We start from the raw sequence: 23,632 nt of genomic DNA, 5'->3' as shown, positions 1-23,632 counted from the left end.
GGTTTACGGCGAGACAGATCAACGCATCTGCGCCCTGAATTGGCCACGGATCTGATGCTGTTTCTTATCTGTAATGCTTGCTATACATCATCCATCGACAGGCCCTCCGGGCATTAGGCCGGTGAGTGAACGCCCCACGCCGCACTCATCTAGACTTAAGGGATAGTCGTAGGCAGAACCGAACACGTCGCTTTGGTGCAGTTCAATCAAAAGCGCCGTGGCAAGCTGCCCTTTATGCCCAGTAGAGGTGCGGCGAAGACCGTGCCGGGCACAACAAGATGCCCGCCAAGGGTGCCCTGGCCAACGGCCTGAAATTGCCACGATTCCGTGACGTGGTGTGAGTGCCGCAGCCGACACTTTCGGACGACCGACAACCATCTGGTTTGTCCGTGACCGTGAGGATTGCTGAATGCCTGATGAGAGTTTGCACCTGCCTTTGGTCAACAGTCTGCTGGAGCGCCATAAGGGCTCTGCGGGTGCACTGTTGCCCATCCTTCATGATATTCAGGAACGCATCGGTTACATCCCCGATGCGGCCGTTCCCGAGATTGCTCACGCCCTCAATCAGAGTCAGGCCGAGGTTCGCGGGGTGATCAGCTTTTACCATGACTTCCGTACCGCGCCGCCGGCCAAGCATATCCTGCGGCTGTGCCGGGCTGAGTCCTGCAAAAGCCGTGGTGCCGAAGCGCTTGCCGCGCAGTTGCGCGAACGGCTGCAACTGGATGACCACGGCAGCAGCGCCGACGGCAGCATCAGTTTGCGGCCGGTGTATTGCCTCGGCGCCTGTGCCTGCTCGCCCGCTCTGGAACTCGATGGCCGGGTGCATGCGCGGCTCAGCGCTGAGCGTCTCGATGCCTTGCTCGACGCTTGCCGGGAGGACGCATGATGCCGACTCTTTATCTGCCCACTGATTCCCTTGCCCGTGCCGTGGGTGCCGATGAGGTGGCGGTGGCCCTGATCACTCAGGCCCGGGAACGCAATGTGCCGCTGGAGTTGCAGCGCACCAGTTCGCGCGGCTTGTATTGGCTGGAGCCGCTGCTGGAAGTGGACAGCCCGCAAGGCCGGATCGGCTTTGGTCCGCTGACGGCGGCCGATGTGCCGTCGGTGCTCGAGGCGCTGCAAGGTGAGCCGTCATCGCATCCACTGGCATTGGGGCTGGTGGAAGAATTGCCTTATCTCAAGTCTCAACAACGCCTGCTGTTCGCCCGCGCCGGTATTACCCGGCCGCTGTCGCTGGACGATTATCGGGCCCATGGCGGTTTCGAGGGTTTAACCAGGGCCGTCGCCATTGGTGGCGAGCAGACTGCCACGGCGGTGTTCGATTCGGGCCTGCGTGGCCGTGGCGGCGCGGCGTTCCCGGCCGGAATCAAATGGCGCACGGTGCGCGCCACCGAGGCGGCGCAGAAGTACATCGTGTGCAACGCCGACGAAGGAGATTCCGGCACTTTTGCCGACCGCATGCTGATGGAAGGCGACCCCTTCCTGCTGATCGAAGGCATGGCCATCGCCGGCATCACCGTCGGCGCCACTTACGGCTACATTTATGTGCGCTCGGAATATCCGGATGCCGTCGCCACGTTGCGTCAGGCGCTGAGCCTTGCCCGGTCCGCCGGTTACCTGGGCGCCAATGTCGGCGGCAGCGGGCAGGCGTTCGATATGGAAGTGCGGGTCGGTGCCGGCGCTTACATCTGCGGTGAGGAAACCGCGCTGCTGGACTCGCTTGAAGGCAAGCGCGGGATCGTCCGCGCCAAGCCGCCGATCCCTGCGTTGAAGGGGCTGTTTGGTCTGCCGACGCTGGTGCACAACGTGCTGACCCTGGCCTCGGTGCCGCTGATTCTGGCCAAGGGTGCGCAGTTCTATCGTGATTACGGCATGGGCCGTTCGCTGGGGACCATGCCTTTCCAGCTGGCGGGCAATGTTCGTCACGGCGGTCTGGTGGAACGGGCCTTTGGCCTGACGCTACGGGAGCTGGTGGAAGACTACGGCGGTGGCACGGCGAGTGGCCGGCCGTTGAAGGCTGCGCAGGTCGGCGGCCCGCTCGGTGCCTGGGTGCCGCCGTCGCAATTCGACACACCGCTGGATTACGAAGCCTTCGCCGCCATGGGCGCGATGCTCGGTCACGGTGGTGTGGTGGTGGCAGACGACACGCTGGACATGGCCCACATGGCGCGCTTCGCCATGGAGTTCTGCGCCGAGGAATCCTGTGGCAAATGCACGCCGTGCCGCATCGGCTCGACCCGGGGCGTTGAGGTGATCGACCGCCTGCTGGCCGCGCCAGATCAGGCCGGTCGTGATCAGCAGGTGATCATCCTCAAGGACCTGTGCGACACCCTGCAATACGGTTCGCTCTGCGCATTGGGCGGCATGGTGTCCTTTCCGGTCGCCAGCGCCCTCAAGTACTTCCCCGCCGACTTCGGTCTGCAAGCCTCGGAGGCCGAGCAATGATTACTCTCTTCGACCCGAAAACCGATATCGATCTGGGCACCCCGGCCCGCGAAAGCGACGTGCAGGTCACCCTGAACATCGACGGCCGCAGCATCAGCGTGCCGGAAGGCACCTCGGTGATGCGCGCCGCGGCGCTGCTGGGCACCACCATTCCGAAACTGTGCGCCACCGACAGCCTGGAAGCCTTTGGCTCCTGCCGCATGTGCCTGGTGGAGATCGACGGGATGCGCGGCTATCCGGCGTCCTGCACCACGCCGGTCACTGAAGGCATGACCGTGCACACGCAGACGCCGAAACTCGCGACCCTGCGGCGCAACGTCATGGAGCTGTACATCTCCGATCACCCGCTGGATTGCCTGACCTGCTCGGCCAACGGCAACTGCGAACTGCAAACCGTGGCCGGTCAGGTTGGCCTGCGGGAAGTGCGTTACGGCTATGAAGGTGACAACCATCTGGACGACAAGAAAGACACGTCCAACCCCTACTTCGACTACGACCCGAGCAAGTGCATCGTTTGCAACCGCTGCGTGCGTGCCTGCGAAGAAACCCAGGGCACCTTTGCGCTGACCATTACCGGGCGCGGCTTTGAGTCCCGCGTGGCCGCCGCGGGGGGTGACAACTTCCTCGACTCGGAATGCGTGTCCTGCGGCGCCTGTGTGCAGGCCTGCCCGACTGCGACGCTGATGGAAAAAAGCGTGGTCGAGCTGGGTCAGCCGGAACGCAGTGTGATCACCACCTGCGCCTATTGCGGCGTGGGCTGCTCGTTCCGCGCCGAGATGAAAGGCGACCAGCTGGTGCGCATGGTTCCGGACAAGAACGGCCAGGCCAACCATGGCCACTCGTGCGTCAAAGGGCGCTTTGCCTGGGGCTACGCCACTCACCCGGATCGCATCACCAAACCGATGATCCGCCAGCACATCAACGACCCGTGGCAGGAAGTCAGCTGGGATGAAGCAGTGACCTACGCCGCCAGCGAATTCCGCCGGTTGCAGCAAAAATATGGCCGCGATTCCATTGGTGGTATTACCTCCAGCCGTTGCACCAACGAAGAAACCTATCTGGTGCAAAAACTGGTGCGCGCCGCGTTCGGCAACAACAACGTCGATACCTGTGCGCGGGTTTGCCACTCGCCGACCGGTTATGGCTTGAAACAAACCTTGGGCGAGTCTGCCGGCACCCAGAGTTTCGACTCGGTGATGCAGGCCGACGTGATCCTGGTGATGGGCGCCAACCCGAGTGATGCTCACCCGGTGTTCGCCTCGCAGCTCAAACGCCGGTTGCGTGAAGGTGCGCGGCTGATCGTCATCGACCCACGCCGCATTGATCTGGTGGACTCGGTGCATGCCCGCGCCGAACTGCACCTGGCCCTGCGTCCGGGCACCAACGTTGCCATGCTCAACGCACTGGCCCATGTGATCGTCACCGAAGGTTTGCTCAATCAGGCCTTTATCGACGCTCGTTGCGAGGGCAGTGATTTCGCCCGCTGGAGCGAGCTGGTCAGCCGGCCGGAAAACTCGCCGGAAGTGCTTGGCGCCATCTGCGGCGTGGAACCTGCCGACATCCGTGCCGCCGCCCGCCTGTATGCCACCGGCGGCAACGCGGCGATCTATTACGGCCTCGGCGTCACGGAGCACAGTCAGGGCAGCACCGCGGTCATGGGCATCGCCAACCTGGCCATGGCCACCGGCAACATCGGCCGCGAAGGCGTGGGCGTGAACCCGCTGCGGGGGCAGAACAACGTTCAGGGCTCCTGCGACATGGGCTCGTTCCCCCACGAGTTGCCCGGTTACCGGCATATCTCCAACGAGGTGGTTCGGGCGCAGTTCGAACAGGCGTGGAACGTCACGCTGCAACCTGATCCGGGCCTGCGCATTCCCAACATGTTCGAGTCGGCGCTGGCCGGCAGCTTCAAGGGTCTGTATTGCCAGGGTGAAGACATCGCCCAGAGCGATCCGAATACCCAGCACGTCACCGCGGCGCTGTCGGCCATGGAGTGTGTGGTGGTGCAGGACATTTTCCTCAACGAAACCGCCAGGTTCGCGCATGTATTCCTGCCGGGCGCTTCGTTCCTGGAAAAAGACGGCACGTTTACCAACGCCGAGCGACGCATCTCCCGGGTGCGCAAGGTCATGGAACCGCTGGGCGGCAAGGCCGACTGGGAAGGCACCGTCGCGCTGGCCCAGGCCTTGGGCTACCCGATGAACTACAAGCACCCGTCAGAAATCATGGATGAGATCGCCAGCCTGACACCGACTTTCACCAACGTCAGCTACGCCGAACTGGATCGCCACGGCAGCCTGCAATGGCCGTGCAACGCTGCGGCACCGGACGGCACGCCGACCATGCACATCGATGAGTTCGTGCGCGGCAAGGGGCGCTTCATGCTCACCGGCTATGTGCCGACCGAGGAGAAGGTCAACAATCGCTATCCGCTGCTGCTGACCACCGGGCGCATTCTCAGCCAGTACAACGTCGGCGCGCAGACCCGGCGTACCGAAAACGTGGCCTGGCACGATGAAGACCGTCTGGAAATCCACCCAACCGACGCCGAGAGCCGTGGCATCAACGAAGGTGACTGGGTCGGCATCGGCAGCCGCGCCGGCCAGACCGTACTGCGTGCGCGGGTCACCGAACGGGTGGCGCCGGGCGTGGTGTACACCACGTTCCACTTCCCTGAGTCGGGGGCCAACGTCATCACCACCGATAACTCCGACTGGGCCACCAACTGTCCGGAGTACAAAGTCACGGCCGTGGAAGTCAGCCGCGTCTACCACCCTTCCGAGTGGCAAAAACGCTATCAGGCCTTCAGCGACGAACAGGACCGTTTGCTCAGGGAACGCCGTCAGGCCCGTGGCGCCAAAGCGGAGGTGCGCCGATGAGTACTGAAAACCTGATCAAGATGGTCAACCAGATCGCCCAGTATTTCGCCAGCGAACCGGACCAGAAAGCGGCGGTGCTCGGTGTGCGTAATCATCTGCAGATGTACTGGACGCCGGGGATGCGCAAGGAGTTGCTGGCCTGGCAGACCGAGCATCACGGGGCGGACTTGCACCCGTTGGCGCAAGAGGCGGTCAGTGGGGCCGGTTGGGAGGCGTAGGTTTCTTCATCTGCTGGCTGAAAACCTGTAGGAGCGAGCCCGCTCGCTCCTACAGGGGATTGTGTAGTGTTCCGCCTTATTTATCTCCATCGGTCACCCGCACCGCGATCTCAATCGAACGCACGCTGATCGCCGCAAAGATCGCCGTGAGCAGCACGCCGTTGAACCCGAGCAATATTGCCAATATCCGCGAAAGCGGCAACTTCGGCACGAGCTCGCCATAGCCGATGGTCAAGCCGGTCACGAAGCCGAAATAGATGCCATCAAAAGGATCCCAACCTTCCAGATAGCTGATGATCAGGCCGCACAGGACGATGACGATCAGCATGGTAGAAAGGATGGGCCAGACAACTCGAAGGTAGTAGCCGACAGCTTTGTAGAACTCTCGACGGATGTTCGACGTATTGGCAGGCTTCATGTCGTGTGTTTCCTGAGGGCGGCAGGCGGATTGACACTCTTCAGCTTGGCACAAGTATTGGGAATGGATGGTCGGACCAACGGAAAGTGGCACGCGCGGAACAGGGATTAAGCTGTAATGATCCGGCACGGGAGAATATCCATGCTCAAGCACCTGATCCTGCCACTCCTGTTCGCCGTGTTCGTGGCCCTCAGCGGATCGTCCTGCCATGACACGAGCCAGGACGGCCAGGTGAGACCGCCCGCCAACGGAGACAGTGGCAGGATTATCCCCTCCCAACAACGCATGCCCTCAACGATGCCGCGTCCCAGGATGTAATGGTTACTCGATCTGAATCGGCCCTTTGGTCCCGGCATCGCTGTCGGTCCAATAGTCTTCATTCTGTAACCGCCGATCACCCTGAATCGTGAAGGTGACTTTGCCCTGGCGAAACTGCAGCGTGCCATCGGTGCGCTGGGCATTTACCCGTTTGCCATTAACCCAGACTTGCTCCTTGGCATCGATACGAATCGTGGCAACGGTCGCGCCGGCATCGCTCTTGGCAACCCACTGCCCGGCGTAAGGCGTTTGTGTATTGGCGCTGTCCGTCGCGGGGTTGGTGAACCCGGCCTTGGCATTTTCCGCTTTGCTCTTGTGGATATCGCAGCCCTGAAGTTCGCTCACTTGGGTGCAACCGGATTGCTCGAGTTGTTTGCGGTATTTGTCATTGATCGCGTGGGCGGGGAATTGCACCAGCATCAACAGGGCCAGTGTTGGCAGGATGATTTTGTTCATCAGTTCTCTCCTTCGATCAGCGCCTTTGCGCGCCCCTGGATAATTCACTGTAGTCCGAACCCGGTACTCGGTTATACCGGCAAAATCACCCGTACTTCCAGCCCGCCCTTTGACCGATTGCGCAGTTTGAATTCTCCGCCATGCTCCAACACAATCGCCCGCGACGCCGATAATCCCAATCCCACGCCGCCGGTGCTTTTGTTGCGCGAGCCTTCCATGCGGAAGAACGGCGCAAATACTTGCTCAAGGCTGGCCTCCGGAATGCCCGGCCCACGATCCAGTACCTTGATCCGCACTTCTCCGGCATCAGGCATCAGTTCAATCGCCGGCTCGCGTCCATATTTGATCGCGTTATCCAACAGGTTGGTCATCACCCGCTTGAGTCCCAACGGCCGCCCGAAATACACCAGCCGCAACGGCCCGCTGAAGGCAATCTCGACCCCCTGATCCCGGTAATCATCCAGCAAGGTTTGGAGCAGTTCCGCCAGATCAAACTGGGTCGCCGGTTCAAGCCGTGCGTCATCGCGAAAAAAATCCAGCGCCGAATTGATCATCGCCTGCATTTCATCGACGTCACGAAACAGCCGCTGTTGCTGCTGCGCGTCTTCGATGAATTCACCGCGCAAACGCATCCGCGTCAGCGGTGCGCGCAGATCGTGGGAGATGGCGGCGAGCATTTGCGTGCGGTCGCGGATGAAGTGTTGCAGCTGAGCCTGCATGGCGTTGAACGCGAGGATCGCCTGGCGGATTTCCTGGGGGCCCAAGGGTTCGATGGGCGGGGCGCGGAAGTCCGAACCGAAGCGTCGGGCGCCTTCGGCGAAGCGTTGCAAGGGTGTGGCGAGACGGCGGGTGGCGATCAGCGCGACCAGCGCGGTAGAGATCAGCACCAGCACAATGACGATCAGGTAGCGCGGCGTTTCGTCGAGGCCCCAACTGCGCGAGGGCGCGGAGAACATCAGCCAGGTCGAGTCGGCCAGTTCGATCAACAGCGCGTAATGCGCGTCTTCAGTGTGTTCGGCCCAGTCGGCGGGCTCATAGGCCTCGATGCGCCGGTCAGGGGCTTTGAGCATCGGCTGGAGGATCTGCGCGCCGATGTCGGACTTCGCATCTTCCGCTTCCGGCAGATTGAGATCGCGCCGGTCGGGATGCCAACTGACGGTGAAGCCGCTTTCGCTGGCGGCCTGTGCCAACGGGTTGCGCAGTGGCGCTGGCGCGGCCTCGATGACGCGGGTGATGGCGGCGGCTTTTTCCAGCAGACCGATTTCGGTCAGGGGCGGTCGTGCCCAGACGCCGGCCAATTGGATAAACAGCCCGTTGAGCGCCAGCGAAATGAGCATCGCCAGGATGATGGTCAGGGCGATCCAGCGCGCCACCGTGTCGCGGCGAATCCGCTTCAGCCAGCTCATCGCCGTGTCACGCTGGGGGTGAACAGGTAACCGCCATTGCGCACGGTGCGAATCATCGCCGGGCGCTTGGTGTCGGACTCGAGTTTGCGTCGCAGGCGGCTGACTTGCACATCGATGCTGCGATCGAACGCGTCGTGGCAATGCCCGCGTGCCAGGTCCAGCAGTTGTTCACGGGTGAGGATGCGTTGCGGGTGTTCGACGAAGACCAGCAGCAAATCGAACTCGCCGGCCGAGAGCGGAATCATCACGTTGTCCGGCGAGCGCAGTTCACGGCGGGTGACGTCGAGGTGCCAGTCGGCAAAGTCGATCAAGGGTCGCGGGCGTTCCTGTGTCAGTGGGCGGCGGTCGTCCACGCGGCGCAGCACGGCACGGACCCGGGCTAACAACTCACGGGCGTCGAAGGGTTTGGTCAGGTAATCGTCGGCGCCCAGCTCGAGGCCAACCACCCGATCACTGAGTTCGCCCATGGCGGTGAGCATGATCACCGGTATCGCGTGGCGGATGCGTAATTGCTGGCACAGGATCAGCCCGCTGTCGCCGGGCAACATCACGTCGAGGATGATCAAGTCTGGCGCCTGGCGCTCGATGGCCGCCCACAGCGATGCGCCATCGGTGGCGACCTCGACACGGTAGCCGTGCTGGACGAAGAATTTTTTCAGCAAATCGAGGACTTCGAGGTCGTCATCGACAATTAGCAGGCTGTTCACCGAAGGTCACTTAAGAGCGAATGGAACCGCCATCTAAAACCATTCACGGCAGCGCGTCATATATTTCAATCCTGCAATAAAACGACAGCGGCGCAATAAAGCGGACATCTTTGCGCAAGGCCCGGGGCCCAGCATCAGCGCGAATTCCTCCCGAGACTCGCGTCCATGTTGCCTTTCAAATGTGCTCCCTGGCTGGCCCGCAACACCTCGATTGTCGTGCTGGCCGCCGGGTTGGCCGGTTGCAGCAGCCAACCGTCGTCCACCGCCCAGGTGAGCTGCGCCGACATTGCCTATTCGGTGAACGACCCGGCGGAACCGTTCAATCGCGGGGTCTTTGCGTTTAACCGGGTTGTTGATAACTACGCCCTCGCACCGGTCGCTCGCGGCTATCGCTACTTGCCGGACTTTTTCCAGACGGGTGTGCATAACTTCGTAGAGAACTTCGGTGAGCCCAAGGTGTTCATCAATGACGTGCTGCAAGGCAACCCGCGGCGCTCGGTCAATACCCTGGGGCGTTTCGTGCTCAACACAACGGTGGGCGTGGTGGGCTTGATTGACGTTTCCGGCATGGTTGGCATCCCGCGCCACGACGCAGACTTCGGGCAGACTTTCGGCGTGTGGGGCATCGGTAACGGCCCGATCGTCGAGTTGCCGTTGTTCGGCACGTCCAACAGCCGCGATGCGGCCGGGCGCGTGCTCGGTTTCGTCGTCGATCCGTTTGGCAGCCATAGCGACACCGCCGACACGTTGTCCACGATCAACACGGTCGGCGGCATCGTCGACGGTCGAGCCGAAGCCTTGCCGCTGACCGACAGCCTGCAAAAACTGCCGGACTACTACAGCGCGTTGCGCAACGTGGTGGCCGAGCATCGGTCGGCTTATGTGGCCGATGGCAAACAAGGCTCGCCCGACAACACCAAGCCTCAATGCACAGGAGCACCGGCCGATGGTTTCTGAACGCCTGATTCTTCAACAAAGGATGACCCGTGACGCCGAGGCGAATCTGCGCTGTCGGGAGATCACCCTGCGCCTGTCGGCAGATTGCCGCCAACTGGTGCTCACTCGTTACACCGAACACTACGGCCCGGCCGTGGTGCGCTGGATCGAGCGTAGCCATACGGTGTCCGTGAGCGAGGTGTTTCGCTGGTTGGTCGCCAACGGCGAGGCGGATGTCAGTCAGCAGCTATCACTGCCTCCAGCACCCGCGCCACACACTGCACCGCCGCGTCTTCATCGCGTCGTTTATGCCAGGCCAGATGCAACGCAAACCCCTCCACCTCAATCGGCGGCTCCGCGGTGTGCAGCGCCTTGGCCATCGGCATCGACAGGCACTGACTGGGCAGCATCGCAATCAGGTCCGAGCCCAGCAGCAGATCCGGAACCATGACAAAGCTCGGCACGACAATACCGATTCGCCGCGACCGTCCTCGGCCCTTCAACTGTTCATCGAGCGGGCCCCAGGTGGCGCCCCGCCCGGAGACCAGCACGTGTGGATAACTCAGCCAGCGGTCGAGATCGAAGTCCGCGATTGCCGGATGCCCGGTGCGCATCGCCACCACGAAATGTTCGTGCAACAGCAAGCGTCGGGTGAAGTCCGGCCCGAGGGGCGGGAACACCGACATGGCCAGATCGCTTTGGCCGCGACTCAAACTTTCCTGAGCCGCCTCACCGCCCTGCCAGGGCTGGATTACCAGGTCGATGCCCGGTGCCAGTTCCGCCAGTCGTTGGTGCAATCGCTGGGCGATGACGATCGCCGGGAAGTCGGCCATGACGATGCGTACGGTCTGGCGCAGGGTGCTCAGGTCGGCACTGGCGGCGCCGACCAAGGTGCTGACCGAGCCCAGGATCTGTTTCAACGGGCCGCGCAAGGCCTGCGCTTTTGGCGTCAGTTGCATGCCGCCCGGTACGCGCTCAAGCAAGCGATCCTGGAACAGGTGCCGGCAACGCTCCAATGCATTGGACGCCGCCGGTTGCGACAAGCCCACACGCTCGGCGGCGCGGGAGACGTGCGCTTCGTCGAGCAACGCATCGAGCACGGTCAACAGGTTGAGGTCCACTGAACGTAGATTCATTGAATCAATACCTAATTAGACAAACCATCCATTGGAGCAATGTACAGCAGGCTGGCACGCTGTGGCTCCCTTCACTTGAACCGGAGAAGCCATGAACGACACCACTTTGATTTTGAGTTTTCACCCTGACTTGAGCGAATCCCGAGCCAACCGCTCGATGCTGGAGGCGGTGAAGGATCTGCCGGGGATCAGCGTCGTCGATCTGTATGGGGTCTACCCCAGCGACCAAGTGGATACGACGCTGGAAACGCAACGTTTGCTATCGGCGAAACGGCTGGTACTGCAATTTCCCGTGCAGTGGTACTCGACACCGGCGCTGCTTAAAACCTGGCAGGACAGTGTGCTGACGCGGATGTATTACATCGCTTATGAAACCGAGGGTCGCCGGCTGGAGGGGATGCCGATCATGATCGCGGCCACTGCTGGTAATACGCCTGAGGCTTACAGCGAAAATGGGGCGAATGGCTTTGCCCTTGAGCAGTTGTTGCAGCCTTTGCGCGCGACGGCGCACCGCTGCCAGTGGGCCTGGAGCGAACCGTTTCTGGTTTATCGGGCGAATAAGTTGTCGGGGGCGGAGCTGGATGTGATCGCCAGTCAGTATCGTCGGTGGATTGAGCGATTTCAGTGTGTTGATGTTTCGTAAAACACTGACGTTCATCCGAGGATGTTACTCGACAGGATGGTTTCCTGGCCATGCAGCAGATGCTTATCGAATTTCAAGTACGGCAAGACATTCATCTTGCCGCTCTATCACTGACTAAAGCTGGGTCACCGCAAAGGCAACAACCAAGTAGCTAGTTCAATTATTCCCACTCTCTAGTTTTATCATTCCACGCCCGTCCTCCGTCTTCGCCTTTGGTATCAGGAGTAAATTTCACACCTTTTTTTTCATAATTATTACTTAGATTTTTTAGTTCACAAAAATCCGCCTGTACCTTCTTCGCGTATGAGTCCAATTGCCGCTCCTTAAAGTCGTTGTAGAGATTAGACCCATTGGGTGATTCAGCTTTATGACTATTAATATCTGTCAAGCCATCTGCCATCTTGGTAAGCAACGGCTTTGACTGCTCAGCGAGCATGGTTTTCTGCATATTTGACAGTCTCGGATCGTTAAAACTCACGACCATTTTGGAAACGCCTTGACTTACCTCAATCAGCCTATCAGCCAACTTGTTTATATCGCCCGCGCGAGCATCTTTGCGATCGGTGCTTATTGAACATGAAGAAGCCGCATTATTCGAAACCTTCACTACTAGCCTTCCTGAAAACAACTGAATGCACAAAGCCTTACTCACCAACCGAGAAAGACAAACCATCACCAAACAAGTGACTAACTTAAACCCTATAACGCCAGATAGCAGTTATCTGTCAGTTTTCGCTCTTTTTTAAAATATTGCTTCACCCTGCAATTCTGTCGGGATCAGACCCTGCCCCCACAAACAAAGATGTATAGCGTTATCATCACCCCCCTACGCGCCAAGAGCCTTGACCCCGGATGTCCGAACCGCAGCCATTGCCTGACCATCAAACCCCATTGCCACCCGTCCTCGTCGGCCCAATGCTGCGGCGCCTGGAGCCGTCGCGCCTGGTGCTTTGGCTGGTAGGAACCCGAGCGCTGTCGCTGACGTTACGTCTGCAAGGTGTGGGCGACATTCGCCTCGACGCCGGGCAATGCACGATCATCCCGGTCGGTACTCGCGCTTTCATTCATTTGATCGATGTGCCACTGGACGCCCCCCTGCCCTGCGACACGCTGATCGAGTACGACCTGCTGATAGGTGACGCTGCAACGGGCATCGCCGAGTGGGCGCCGCATCTGTTGTATGGCGAAGCACGTTGCCCGAATTTTGTTTTGCGTTCCCGGATCGATCAGTTGCTGCATGGCTCCTGTCGCAAACCTCACCATCCCGCCGCCGACGGTTTGCTTTGCGTTGATCGCTTGCTGGAGTCGGAGCACGAAGCCACAGAACGCCCGGCACTGCTGATGATGAGCGGCGATCAGGTATACGCCGACGATGTCGCGGGGCCGATGTTGCGGGCCATTCATGCCTTGATCGCGCGCTTGGGACTGTTCGGCGAATACCTGGAAGGCGCGGTGGTCAGCGACAGCGCCAGGCTCTATGAGCATGCGGCGAGTTATTACCACCGTGCGGATTTGTTACCGGCGCTGCAGAGCAACGAAACCCTGCGTGAGCGATTTTTCGGCGGTGCGCGCAAGCCGATTTTCACCAGCAGCAGTGCCGACAATCATCTGGTGACGTTCGCTGAAGTCATGGCGATGTACCTGCTGGTGTGGTCGCCGACACCCTGGACGCTGATCGCACCGAAACCGCCGAAACTGATTCCCGAACGACGCGAGCGTTATGCGCTGGAGCAGACGCGCATCGATGGTTTCAAGGCTGGCCTGGGCGGTGTTGCACGGGCCTTCGCGCATCTGCCGTGCCTGATGATTTTCGATGACCACGATATTACCGATGACTGGAACCTTTCCGCGCAGTGGGAAGAAACGGCCTACGGCCATCCGTTCTCCAAGCGCATCATCGGCAACGCGCTGATCGCTTACATGTTGTGCCAGGGCTGGGGCAACAATCCGGATGCGTTCGGTGCGTTGCTGGAGAAGACGGACGGTTTCAGCGCGACCGGGGAGGATGGCTATCTCGACAGTCCCGTGCAGGACGCCTTGATCGATGAGTTGCTGAAGTTTCAGCACTGGCACTACGTGTTGCCGACCACGCCTGCGATGGTGGTGCTCGACACCCGCACCCGACGCTGGCGCAGTGAGATGACGCTCAAGCAGCCCTCGGGCCTGCTGGACTGGGAAGCCCTTAGCGAGCTGCAACAGGAATTGCTCGATCACCCTTCGGCGATCATTGTTTCACCCGCACCGGTATTCGGCGTGAAGCTGATCGAAACCGTGCAACGGGTGTTCAGCTGGTTCGGTTATCCGTTGCTGGTGGACGCCGAAAACTGGATGGCCCATCGCGGCGCGGCGCAGGTGATCCTGAACATTTTCCGACACTCGCGCACACCGGGTAACTATGTGGTGCTGTCGGGTGATGTGCATTATTCCTTCGTCTATGAAGTACTGATCCGACATCGCAAGGCTGGGCCGAGGATCTGGCAGATCACCAGCAGCGGCATCAAGAACGAATTCCCACCGGCGCTGCTGGAATGGTTCGATCGGCTCAATCGCTGGCTGTATTCGCCGCGCTCGCCGCTGAACTGGCTGACCAAGCGCCGGCGGATGCGCATCGTGCCGCACGTTCCGGAGCACGCCGAGGCGGGTGAACGGTTGTGGAATTCGGCGGGGATCGGGCAGGTGTTCTTTAATGAAAAAGGACAGCCACAGGAGATTTTCCAGCACAACTCGGATGGGTCGCCGAAGACGCGGATGGTGGCGCCTGAGGTTGAGGATTGACGGTCATCGCTCCCGCCCCACGTTAACGCAGGCCACTGGATATGAATCTCGCTCGGACACTGATCATCGGCAACTCCGGCTCGGGCAAAAGCTGGCTGGCCGAGCGGTTGGCTGGACATCTGCGATCACCGTGGATCGATCTCGATTCGATCCACTGGTTGTCCGACGAACACAGCATCGCCCGCCCACGCGCCGAAGCATTGGGCATGGCGCGGATCGCGGCAGACGAAAAACGCTGGGTGATCGAAGGTGTTTACGGCTGGATCGTCAGCGAAATTATCCACCGCGCTACAGCGTTGATCTGGTTGTGTATTGATGATGAACAGTGCGTTGCCAATATTCGCCAGCGAGAACACAGACCGGAGGAGGATGAGTTGTTGATGGCGCTGCTGGCGTGGGCCGGCAGTTATCGCTCCCACGAAGACTCCAGTGGTTTTCTGGCGCATCAGCGGCTGTACGAAGCTTTCGCGGGTTCAAAAATCAAACTGATGAATGGGAATGAGGTCGCGGCATTCGTGAAAAGCCTGAAGCGGCCAAAGGATGGCGTTTGAATCGGACGTGCAGATATCATTATTGAGTAAAAACTGAGGCTGCACTCACCGCCCGACAAACCCCTCTGACAATCATCTCCACCTCTCGCTCATCAATCGTCAGCGGCGGCAGCAAGCGGATGGTCTTGCCCCGCGTCACGTTGATCAACAAACCGTGATCCCGCGCGGCGATCAGGGTCAGGTCGCGAATCGGTTGCTTGAGTTCGATGCCGATCATCAGGCCTTGGCCACGAATGGCCAGCACGTTCGGGTCATCGGCCAGCTCTGTGTGCAATCTGTCGAGCAAGCGTTTGCCCTGTACTTTGGCGTTTTCCAGCAAGCCCTGTTCTTCGATGATGTCCAGCACGGTGCAACCCACGCGACAGGCCAGCGGATTGCCGCCGAAGGTGCTGCCGTGGCTGCCAGGGGTGAAGAGGTTGGCGGCTTTGCCTCGAGCCAGGCAGGCGCCGATGGGGACGCCATTACCCAAGCCCTTGGCCAAGGTCATGACGTCCGGAACGATGCCTTCGTGCTGGAACGCGAACCACTGGCCGGTGCGACCGATGCCGGTCTGGATTTCGTCGAGCATCAGCAGCCATCCGCGCCGGTTGCACAGTTCACGAACGGCCTTGAGGTAACCCGGCGGGGCCAGTTGCACACCGCTCTCACCCTGAATCGGTTCCATCAGGATCGCCACAATGCGCGGGCCGTGGGCCTGCTGCACCTTGCCCAGTGCCTTGAGATCGCCAAACGGAACTTTGACGAAATCTCCCGGCAGCTCATTGAAACCCAGGCGTACAGCAGGGCCATCGCTGGCGGACAACGTACCGAGCGTGCGGCCATGAAAGGCATTTTCCATGACCACCACCAAGGGCTGCTCGATGCCTTTGTGCCATCCATGCAGCCGTGCCAGTTTCAGCGCGGTCTCGTTGGCTTCGGCCCCGGAGTTGTTGAAGAACGCCCGCTCCATGTCCGCCAGCAGGGTCAGTTTCTGCGCCAGCCGCTGCTGCCAGTCGATGCTGTAGAGGTTGGAGGTGTGCAACAACAGCCCCGCCTGTTCGCTGATGGCGGAAACAATTCTGGGGTGGGAGTGGCCGACATTGGTCACCGCCACGCCCGCCACCGCGTCCAGGTATTCACGACCGGCCTGATCCCACAGGCGTGTGCCCAGGCCTTTGGTGAAACTCAAGGCCAGTGGTTGGTAAGTGCTCATCAGGCAAGCGGCGGTCATGACATCAAGCTCCATCAATAGTCGGTGTTTTTGCAGTATGGTTAGCCACCTGAGCTGGATAAACGCTGCAACACTTCAATCATTTTAAAGTCGGGCTTGATAATGGACCTGTTCCAGGCAATGACCGTTTACGTCCGAGTGGTGGAATCCGGCAGCATGACCGCCGCCGCTTTTCACTGCGAAATGTCGACCACCATGGTCGGCAATCACCTGCGGGCACTGGAGCAACGCCTGGGCGTGCGCTTGCTCAACCGTACGACGCGGCGCCAGCGGCTGACGGAATTCGGCACCGCGTACTATCAGCGCTGCCTCGAAGTACTGGGGCTGGTGGCCGATTCCGAACGCCTGGCCGAGCAAGCCCTGGACGAGCCGAGCGGCACCCTGCGCCTCACCGCACCGCTGACGTTCGGCACCGAAAAACTCGCGCCCGCGTTAAGCGAGTTCGCCCTGCTTTGTCCGCGCGTCAAACTGGACGTGGTCCTCACCAATCGGCGCCCGGACTTGCTGGAAAACGGTTTCGACGTAGCGTTTCGGCTGGGCAACATGGAAACGACCAACCTGATCGCCCGCCCACTCGAGGATTACACGCTGACCATGTGCGCCTCACCGAGCTACCTGGCGCGCCGGGGCAACCCGGAAAAACCGGATGACCTGCGACACCACGATTGCCTGTCCTTTGCCTACCCGGCCGGCGATGACTGGCACTCGGTGGAAAAGGAATGGCGCCTGACCGGGGCCGAAGGCGAGGTAACTGTGGCGGTCAGTGGCCCCATGCTGATCAACAGCTCCGCAGGCTTGCATCAGGCGGCACGCACCGGCATGGGCATCGTGTTGTTGCCCGACGCCTTGGTGGAGCAAGACCTCAAGGACGGGAAACTGGTGGCCGTGATGCCGGATTACCTGCCGCCGAACCGGCCGATGAGCCTGATGTACGCTCAGGATCGCTACCGTTTGCCGAAATTGCGCAGTTTCGTCGACTTTGCCATGCGGATGTGGGGCAAGCACTAGCGGGCTGAAGGTGCCATCGACTAATCTCCTCGACTGACGGGTCACTTTGGTCAGGGAGAGCAATGATGGGTGGGGACTCGGATATCGAAGCGTTGAAGTTCAATCTGTCTGATTTGAACGAAAACATGCTTCATACCATTATGGAACTGGTCAGTGACGGCATCTGGGACTGGAACGCCAATACCGGTTTCGTTTACCGCAACCCCGGCTGGTACGAAATGCTTGGCTACGCACCTCACTCCCTCGACAACACGGTGTTGACCTGGGAAAACGTGATGCACCCCGACGATTACCCGCGGGTCATGGCCCTGTTTGACGACTACCTGAGCCAACGGGCTCCCGGTTATCAAGCCGAGTATCGCTGCCGCACACAGGACGGGCGCTATATCTGGATCGAAGATCGTGGCCACGTACTTGCACGTAATGCCGACGGTTCGGTCGCGCGCATGGTCGGTGCGCACCGCAGCATTGAGGACAAGAAACTCCTGCTCGAAGCGCTTGAACGAAGGAATCAATCCCTCGAAGCCATCGTCGAAGAACGCACTCGAGAGTTATCCCGGGTCAACCAGCAGCTACAGATCCAACTCGAAGAAAACCGCAAACTGGCGGAAACCGACGCGCTGACCTTAACCGCCAATCGATATCGCCTGAGTAAAACCCTTCCCCAGGCATGTAACCGCGCCCAACGCTTTCGACAGCCGCTGTCGCTGATTGCGATGGACATCGACGACTTCAAGAACATCAACGATCACTACGGTCATGCGTTGGGTGATGCCGCATTGGTGCAGGTGGTCGAGAGTGTGAAGCGCTGCGTCCGCGACGGCGATTTGCTGGCGCGCTGGGGTGGCGATGAATTCATCATGGTCCTGCCCAACACGCCGCTGGCCGAGGCCAGAACCCTTGCCGAAACCATCCGCCAAAGCCTCGCCGACTTGCCGCCCGTGGGAGACTTTCAACTGACCCTCAGTTTTGGTGTGGTTCAGCGCTTCGATGAAGAACAGCAGACCGGACTGCTGGCCAGGGCAGATCAGTCGTTGTATCGGTCAAAGGTGGCGGGCAAGAATGTGATTACGGGGTGAGCGTTGTGCTCGCCCCTCCTCTCACATCCCCGACTTCACCAGCACCGGTTTTTCCTGATACCGCTCCGGGTACAACTGTTTCAACTGCGCCACTTTCGGCAGGTCGTTGATCACGATGTACGGGTAGGTTGGATGCTCGGTCAGAAAGTCCTGATGTTCCTCCTCCGCCGGATAGAAACCGTTATAGGTTTCCAGTTTGGTCACTATGGGTTTGTTGAAGGATTTGGCAGCATCGAGCTGGGCAATGTAAGCCTGGGCGACACGCTGCTGTTCGCTGTTTTCCGGAAAAATCGCCGATCGGTACTGAGTACCGCGGTCAGGCCCCTGACGATTGAGTTCGGTCGGGTTGTGCGCGACGGAAAAGTAGATCTGCAACAGGGTGCCGTAGCTGACTTGAGTGGGGTCGAAGGTGACCTCGACAGATTCTGCGTGCCCGGTATCACCGTCGCTGACGCGTTCGTATCGAGCGGTGTTGGCGGCACCGCCGGCATAGCCTGAGACCGCCTTCTTCACGCCTTTGACATGCTGAAACACCCCTTGCACACCCCAGAAGCAACCGCCGGCGAAGACCGCCGTTTCGCTGTGGGCCTGATTGGTTTCGTCGAGGGCCGGAGGGGGAATGATGACCGCTTCTTCGGCTGCACCGAAAGAGAATGCCGAACATTGACCGATGATGCCTGCGGCAGCCAGCCCCAACAGGGTGCGGCGCCAGGTGAACAGGGTTTTCATGAGGCTGTTTCCTGAGTAAATGAAGCGGCTATCAGCCGAAGGTAAAGGCATACGCCGAGACGCCGGGGTCGAGAAACTCGATGCTGAAGGTTCGATCCGTGACACCGTCGGGTTGGCGCACCAATTGATACAAACGTTGCTCGGTCACGCTGCCACTGCCATCGGGGGCGACGTCCGTACCGTGGGCATCACCGGGGGCTTTTCCGTCAATCAGGACTTTGAAGCGCACCGGTTTACCATCGGCGGCAGGCCCCAACACCAGGTGCAGATCGCGAGCGTGGAAGCGGTAGACGATGCGACTGGCTGGCGCGCTTGAGGTGGCTCGCTCCGAGCCGACAGTCCACTGACCGCCCAGGCTCCAGTCATTCAGGGCCAGTTGCGACGGCGGGTTATAGGTCGTCGACTTGTCGGGAACCAGACTGGTTTCGGGGACGAAATGCTCCGAGCGCTGGTAGCCGACATAGGTTTCCGGTGACAGCACTTCGTTCATGTCCGGCGCGCGTTGAACACCCTCGGCATTGGCATTGATCAACCCGTCGGCCACCTTGGCGGCGCCCGCCTCACGCAGCAATTGCTGGATCACCCGCTCCGACTCGGCGTAATCGCCTTCGCCAAAGTGGTGGTAGCGAATGCGCCCCTGAGCGTCGGCAAAATAGTGGGCGGGCCAGTATTCGTTGTTGAAGGCACGCCAGATCTTGTAGTCGTTATCGATGGCCACCGGGTAGGTGATGCCCAGGTCCTTCATGGCTTTGGTGACGTTGCCAACATTGCGTTCGAAAGCGAATTCGGGCGCATGGACGCCGATCACCACCAGGCCCTGATCACGATACTTTTCGGCCCACGCCTTCACATAGGGCAGTGTGCGCAGGCAGTTGATGCAGGAGTAGGTCCAGAAATCCACCAACACCACTTTGCCCTTCAACGCCTGAGCAGTGAGAGGGGGTGAGTTGAGCCATTGCACGGCGCCGTCCAGCGGTGGGAGGTTGCCTTCGATCGGCAGCGCGCCCGGCTTTTGGTCTGCCGCTTTCATTGCACCACCGGGATTTGTCCCGGTTTCATTGGGTGACCTGGCCAACCGCCCAACCAGCGCCTGCTCGATACCGCCCGTGGACGCCGTCGAAACCCGCGCCAGAATCCCCGTATCAAGCCCCAGGGCAATCGCCGCCACACCTGCCAGCATCGCCGCGCCCAAACCTCGACGGACCCACTCGCCAGCACCGATGGAACGCTTCATCGCGGCGAAGACTTTGCCGCCCAACAGCAATGCCACCGCAAGGGAAGTGGCGGCGCCGGCGGCATAGGCCAACAGCAACAGGGTGGTTGCGATGCTTGCCCCTTGCAGCGCGGCGCCGGTCAGTACCAGCCCCAGAATCGGCCCGGCACATGGCGCCCAGAGCAGGCCGGTTGCAACGCCGATCAGGAACGAAGCGCCGGGACGCGGCCGCGAATCGGCACCGGCGGCTTCCGACAAACGACTGCCAGCCGCCACCAGCGGACGCGTCAGGCGCTCAGCCAGTTGCGGCAGCAACAACGTCAAGCCGAACAATGCAACAAATACCAATGCGAGCCAGCGCCCGTACTGGTTGAGTTGCACCACCCAGCCGCCCCCCACCGCTGCCAACGAGGCGACCAGCGCGAAGGTCAGTGCCATCCCCGCCAGCAGCGGCAAGCTGCTCTTCATGAACGGCTGCCCGGTGCGAGCGAAGACAAACGGCAGTACCGGCAAGATGCACGGGCTGACGATCGTCAGCACACCACCGAGATAAGCGAGAACCAGAAGCCACATTGCGTCGACCTGCATGAAATGAAAGAGAGGGTTAAGCCGCCTGTGGCTTGAAGGTCATCGCCAGACCGTTCATGCAATAACGCAGGCCGGTGGGCTTGGGCCCGTCATCGAAGACATGCCCCAGATGACCACCGCAACGCCGACAGTGAACCTCTTCGCGCAGCACGCCGAAGGATCGGTCCTGACGGGTCGCCACGGCCTTGTCCAGCGGCGCCCAGAAACTCGGCCAACCGGTGCGGCTGTCAAACTTCCTGGTGGATGAAAACAACGGCAGGTCGCAACCGGCACAGGCAAAGAGGCCCTCACGGTGCTCGTTGTTCAGCGCACTGCTGTAGGCCCGTTCGGTGCCCTCCTCGCGCAGTATTTCGTACTGCTCGGCGCTGAGCAGGGCGCGCCACTCGCTGTCGCTGTGGGTCACCTCGAAAATCTCCTCGGCACTGGCCTCGCTGACCAGTGCGGAACGGGCGGCAAATTTTGGCAATACACCGATCACCAGGGCTGCAGCCCCCAGCCCGCCGCTCGCCAGTAGAAATTGTCGCCGTGAAAACATGGCCGTCTCCAATAATCCAAAGTGCCTTTCATGGAACACAGCCTAGGCTTGGGTTGATCGCCAAATCCTCACGGGAACTTAAACAATTCGTGATAACTCTGGCCCCGGAAAACCCGCACAATGCGCTCATTGCGCCGAAGGATTGAGCTTGATGGAACCGACCAAACGCGTCCTCGTGGTTGAGGACGACCTGCATATCGCCGACCTTATCTGCCTGCATCTACGCGATGAGCAGTTCGAGGTGGTGCACTGCGCCGATGGCAATGAAGGCATGCGACTGCTGCAGCAGGGAAACTGGGACGCACTGATCCTCGACCTGATGCTGCCGGGTGTCGACGGCCTGGAAATCTGTCGCCGCGCCCGCGCCATGGCCCGCTACACGCCGATCATCATCACCAGTGCGCGCTCCAGCGAAGTGCATCGGATACTGGGCCTGGAACTCGGTGCCGATGATTACCTGGCCAAACCCTTTTCCATGCTCGAGCTGGTCGCCCGGGTCAAGGCGCTGCTGCGTCGGGTCGACGCCATGGCGCGCAACCTGAAAATGGACGCCGGCAGCCTGATCATCGACGGCCTCTCCATCGATCCGATCACCCGCGAGGTGTCCCTTGACGGTCGGCGTCTCGACCTCACGCCACGGGAGTTCGACCTGCTGTATTTCTTCGCCCGCCAGCCTGGCAAAGTGTTTTCGCGCATGGACCTGCTCAATGCCGTGTGGGGTTACAGCCATGAAGGCTACGAGCACACGGTCAATACCCACATCAACCGCCTGCGGGCAAAGATCGAGGTCGATCCCGCACAACCGGTGCGCATCCTCACGGTGTGGGGCCGTGGCTACAAATTCGCCGCCCGGGAAGAACAGCCATGAAGCTGACCCTGACGCAACGGCTGTCTCTGGTTTTTGCCGTGTTGCTGTTGGTGTGCTGCGGCACCTCGGCCTGGATGCAGGTGCGTTCCAACCAGATGCATGAACAGGAAGTGGTGCAAGGGCTGTCCCGGGACCTGGCCCAACATATCGCCAGCGACACGGTGCTGATGGACACCCGGGGCCTGATGCCCGACGCCGTGCGAGACCTGTTCAGCAAGCTGATGCTGGTCAATCCCAGTGTCGAGGTCTATCTGCTCGACATCGGGGGCAGGATTGTCGGCAGCGCGGCGCCCGAAGGCCGGATTCACCGGGAACGGGTCGATCTGGCGCCCATCCAGCGCCTGCTCAAGGGTGATCCTCTGCCGATTCTCGGCGACGACCCGCGCAGCGTCGATGCGCGCAAGGTGTTCAGCGCGGCACCGCTGAAGGTCGACGGCAAACCTGTCGGTTATCTTTACGTGGTGTTGCTCGGCGAAGACCACGATCGCCTGGCGGAACGGGGCGCCACCAGCGCAGCCCTCAACACGGCCCTGCTGTCCATCGGACTGGTCGCATTGCTTTGCCTGATTGCCGGCCTCACCGCATTTGCCCTGATCACCCGGCCATTGCGCCGTTTGACCGAAACCGTCAGCCAGTTCGACATTGATGGCGTCCCGGCGACGCCACCCGTGCCAGCACCGGCGGAAAAAACCGCCAGCCACGACGAAATCGCCATCCTCGACGCCACCTTCCGGCAGATGCAGGCGCGCCTCAGCGAACAATGGCGCTCGCTGACCCGCCAGGATCAGGAACGCCGCGAACTGGTGGCGAACATTTCCCACGACCTGCGTACGCCTTTGGCGTCGTTGCACGGTTATCTGGAAACCCTGTCGCTCAAGGACGCCACGCTGTCCCCCGCCGACCGTCGCCGCTACCTGGGCATCGCGCTGGACCAAAGCCGCAAGGTCGGTGGCCTGGCGCAATCGTTACTGGAGCTGGTGCGCCTGGAACACGGTTTCGTGCAGCCCGTGCTGGAGCGCTTCTCCCTGACCGACCTGGTGCAGGACATCTTCCAGAAATTCGAACTCACCGCCGAAGCGCGCCAGGTTGAACTGAAGGCCAGCTTCGCGCCCAACGTGGCGGCTGCTTGCGCAGACCTGGGGCTGATCGAGCGGGTTCTCACCAACCTGTTCGACAATGCCCTGCGTCATACCCCTCAAGGTGGGGACATCGAACTGAGCCTGCGCCCACAAGGATCGTTTATCGAAGTCACCGTCAGCGACACCGGCCCCGGCATCGCACCGGAACTGCGCGAAGGGTTGTTCCTGCGCCCGTTCAACATTGGCGGTGCACGACGCGATGGCGGACTCGGGCTGAGAATCGTGCATCGGATCCTGCAACTGCACGGTCGCGATATCCAGCTGATCGATGTGCCCGGACGTGGCGCGACCTTTCGCTTCACGTTACCGGTCGATCAACAGACCGCAGAGCAATGGGCGGTGCGCTCCATGAATCTGAATTCGCCAGGGAAATAG

Annotated in this window: 22 protein-coding genes; 12 read left to right on the top strand and 10 right to left on the bottom strand. The window is 60.7% G+C overall.

The window, feature by feature from the left end; translation table 11 throughout:
- The first annotated feature begins 409 nt into the window (after nucleotides 1-409).
- Genes ACM6IQ_RS17700 through ACM6IQ_RS17685 form a run of 4 tightly spaced genes read left to right on the top strand, consistent with a single transcriptional unit; the run spans nucleotide 410 to nucleotide 5,542 of the window.
- Complete coding sequence (locus ACM6IQ_RS17700; RefSeq protein WP_414879438.1) at nucleotides 410-886, top strand: formate dehydrogenase subunit gamma; 477 nt, start codon at nucleotides 410-412, stop codon at nucleotides 884-886.
- Entirely contained in the window at nucleotides 883-2,445 is a 1,563-nt protein-coding gene (locus tag ACM6IQ_RS17695) for a formate dehydrogenase beta subunit (RefSeq protein ID WP_017340336.1), read from the top strand. The genes ACM6IQ_RS17700 and ACM6IQ_RS17695 overlap by 4 nt, the downstream gene beginning before the upstream one ends.
- A complete protein-coding gene (fdhF, locus tag ACM6IQ_RS17690; protein ID WP_414879437.1) occupies nucleotides 2,442-5,324 on the top strand; it encodes a formate dehydrogenase subunit alpha in 2,883 nt (960 codons plus the stop codon). Before ACM6IQ_RS17695 ends, fdhF begins: the two co-directional genes overlap by 4 nt.
- Nucleotides 5,321-5,542 (top strand): formate dehydrogenase subunit delta, encoded by a 222-nt coding sequence (locus ACM6IQ_RS17685; protein ID WP_414879436.1) that lies wholly within the window; start codon nucleotides 5,321-5,323, stop codon nucleotides 5,540-5,542. Before fdhF ends, ACM6IQ_RS17685 begins: the two co-directional genes overlap by 4 nt.
- A gap of 76 nt (nucleotides 5,543-5,618) precedes the next feature.
- Here ACM6IQ_RS17685 and ACM6IQ_RS17680 read toward each other — a convergent pair whose 3' ends face one another.
- From ACM6IQ_RS17680 to ACM6IQ_RS17665, 4 genes are all read right to left on the bottom strand, one after another.
- Nucleotides 5,619-5,960 carry a potassium channel family protein gene (locus ACM6IQ_RS17680; protein ID WP_414879638.1) on the bottom strand — a complete coding sequence of 114 codons (342 nt, stop codon included), beginning with the start codon at nucleotides 5,958-5,960 and terminating at the stop codon, nucleotides 5,619-5,621.
- A 321-nt stretch (nucleotides 5,961-6,281) separates the two neighbouring features.
- Nucleotides 6,282-6,734 carry a hypothetical protein gene (locus ACM6IQ_RS17675; RefSeq protein WP_414879435.1) on the bottom strand — a complete coding sequence of 151 codons (453 nt, stop codon included), beginning with the start codon at nucleotides 6,732-6,734 and terminating at the stop codon, nucleotides 6,282-6,284.
- 71 nt (nucleotides 6,735-6,805) lie between these two features.
- On the bottom strand, nucleotides 6,806-8,140 hold the full coding sequence (locus ACM6IQ_RS17670) for an ATP-binding protein (protein WP_414879434.1): 1,335 nt from the start codon (nucleotides 8,138-8,140) through the stop codon (nucleotides 6,806-6,808).
- The gene (locus ACM6IQ_RS17665; RefSeq protein WP_414879433.1) at nucleotides 8,137-8,847 is read right to left on the bottom strand and encodes a response regulator; all 711 of its coding nucleotides are present in this window, start codon (nucleotides 8,845-8,847) and stop codon (nucleotides 8,137-8,139) included. Before ACM6IQ_RS17665 ends, ACM6IQ_RS17670 begins: the two co-directional genes overlap by 4 nt.
- Nucleotides 8,848-9,012: 165 nt before the next feature.
- Here ACM6IQ_RS17665 and ACM6IQ_RS17660 point away from each other — a divergent pair, with 165 nt between their 5' ends.
- The gene (locus ACM6IQ_RS17660; protein WP_414879432.1) at nucleotides 9,013-9,804 is read left to right on the top strand and encodes a VacJ family lipoprotein; all 792 of its coding nucleotides are present in this window, start codon (nucleotides 9,013-9,015) and stop codon (nucleotides 9,802-9,804) included.
- Between the two features lie 215 nt (nucleotides 9,805-10,019).
- Here the strand turns inward: ACM6IQ_RS17660 and ACM6IQ_RS17655 are convergent, their stop codons facing one another.
- The gene (locus tag ACM6IQ_RS17655) at nucleotides 10,020-10,919 is read right to left on the bottom strand and encodes a LysR family transcriptional regulator (protein ID WP_017340343.1); all 900 of its coding nucleotides are present in this window, start codon (nucleotides 10,917-10,919) and stop codon (nucleotides 10,020-10,022) included.
- Between the two features lie 91 nt (nucleotides 10,920-11,010).
- Between ACM6IQ_RS17655 and ACM6IQ_RS17650 the strand changes: the two genes are divergently transcribed.
- On the top strand, nucleotides 11,011-11,562 hold the full coding sequence (locus ACM6IQ_RS17650; RefSeq protein ID WP_414879431.1) for an NAD(P)H-dependent oxidoreductase: 552 nt from the start codon (nucleotides 11,011-11,013) through the stop codon (nucleotides 11,560-11,562).
- A gap of 160 nt (nucleotides 11,563-11,722) precedes the next feature.
- On the opposite strand, the gene ACM6IQ_RS17645 is transcribed toward ACM6IQ_RS17650, so the two are convergent.
- Nucleotides 11,723-12,169 (bottom strand): hypothetical protein, encoded by a 447-nt coding sequence (locus ACM6IQ_RS17645; protein ID WP_414879430.1) that lies wholly within the window; start codon nucleotides 12,167-12,169, stop codon nucleotides 11,723-11,725.
- Between the two features lie 245 nt (nucleotides 12,170-12,414).
- On the opposite strand from ACM6IQ_RS17645, the gene ACM6IQ_RS17640 reads away from it, so the two are divergent.
- The gene (locus ACM6IQ_RS17640) at nucleotides 12,415-14,337 is read left to right on the top strand and encodes an alkaline phosphatase D family protein (protein ID WP_414879429.1); all 1,923 of its coding nucleotides are present in this window, start codon (nucleotides 12,415-12,417) and stop codon (nucleotides 14,335-14,337) included.
- A gap of 41 nt (nucleotides 14,338-14,378) precedes the next feature.
- Entirely contained in the window at nucleotides 14,379-14,888 is a 510-nt protein-coding gene (locus ACM6IQ_RS17635; protein WP_414879428.1) for an adenylate kinase, read from the top strand.
- Nucleotides 14,889-14,907: 19 nt separating this feature from the next.
- Here ACM6IQ_RS17635 and ACM6IQ_RS17630 read toward each other — a convergent pair whose 3' ends face one another.
- Nucleotides 14,908-16,098: an aspartate aminotransferase family protein gene (locus ACM6IQ_RS17630; RefSeq protein WP_414879427.1), complete on the bottom strand. Its 1,191-nt coding sequence runs from the start codon at nucleotides 16,096-16,098 to the stop codon at nucleotides 14,908-14,910.
- 102 nt (nucleotides 16,099-16,200) lie between these two features.
- Between ACM6IQ_RS17630 and ACM6IQ_RS17625 the strand changes: the two genes are divergently transcribed.
- Both ACM6IQ_RS17625 and ACM6IQ_RS17620 read left to right on the top strand, forming a co-directional pair.
- A complete protein-coding gene (locus ACM6IQ_RS17625) occupies nucleotides 16,201-17,106 on the top strand; it encodes a LysR family transcriptional regulator (protein ID WP_017340349.1) in 906 nt (301 codons plus the stop codon).
- A 65-nt stretch (nucleotides 17,107-17,171) separates the two neighbouring features.
- A complete protein-coding gene (locus tag ACM6IQ_RS17620) occupies nucleotides 17,172-18,185 on the top strand; it encodes a sensor domain-containing diguanylate cyclase (protein WP_017340350.1) in 1,014 nt (337 codons plus the stop codon).
- Between the two features lie 21 nt (nucleotides 18,186-18,206).
- On the opposite strand, the gene msrA is transcribed toward ACM6IQ_RS17620, so the two are convergent.
- Genes msrA through msrB form a run of 3 tightly spaced genes read right to left on the bottom strand, consistent with a single transcriptional unit; the run spans nucleotide 18,207 to nucleotide 21,250 of the window.
- Nucleotides 18,207-18,914 (bottom strand): peptide-methionine (S)-S-oxide reductase MsrA, encoded by a 708-nt coding sequence (msrA, locus tag ACM6IQ_RS17615; RefSeq protein WP_414879426.1) that lies wholly within the window; start codon nucleotides 18,912-18,914, stop codon nucleotides 18,207-18,209.
- A 31-nt stretch (nucleotides 18,915-18,945) separates the two neighbouring features.
- A complete protein-coding gene (locus tag ACM6IQ_RS17610; RefSeq protein WP_414879425.1) occupies nucleotides 18,946-20,700 on the bottom strand; it encodes a cytochrome c biogenesis protein DipZ in 1,755 nt (584 codons plus the stop codon).
- Nucleotides 20,701-20,731: 31 nt separating this feature from the next.
- Nucleotides 20,732-21,250, bottom strand: a complete 519-nt coding sequence (gene msrB / locus ACM6IQ_RS17605; protein ID WP_414879424.1) for a peptide-methionine (R)-S-oxide reductase MsrB — start codon at nucleotides 21,248-21,250, stop codon at nucleotides 20,732-20,734.
- Between the two features lie 151 nt (nucleotides 21,251-21,401).
- Here msrB and ACM6IQ_RS17600 point away from each other — a divergent pair, with 151 nt between their 5' ends.
- Both ACM6IQ_RS17600 and ACM6IQ_RS17595 read left to right on the top strand, forming a co-directional pair.
- A complete protein-coding gene (locus tag ACM6IQ_RS17600) occupies nucleotides 21,402-22,118 on the top strand; it encodes a response regulator transcription factor (protein WP_017340354.1) in 717 nt (238 codons plus the stop codon).
- Nucleotides 22,115-23,632, top strand: coding sequence for a sensor histidine kinase (locus tag ACM6IQ_RS17595; RefSeq protein ID WP_414879423.1), 1,518 nt, complete (start codon nucleotides 22,115-22,117; stop codon nucleotides 23,630-23,632). Before ACM6IQ_RS17600 ends, ACM6IQ_RS17595 begins: the two co-directional genes overlap by 4 nt.

It is taken from the genome of Pseudomonas sp. IT-P100 (assembly GCF_949767185.1).
Taxonomy (GTDB): Bacteria; Pseudomonadota; Gammaproteobacteria; order Pseudomonadales; family Pseudomonadaceae; genus Aquipseudomonas; species Aquipseudomonas fluorescens_B.
Note: the sequence above shows the minus strand (reverse complement) of the source record. Positions and strands in the feature narration are given on the sequence as shown.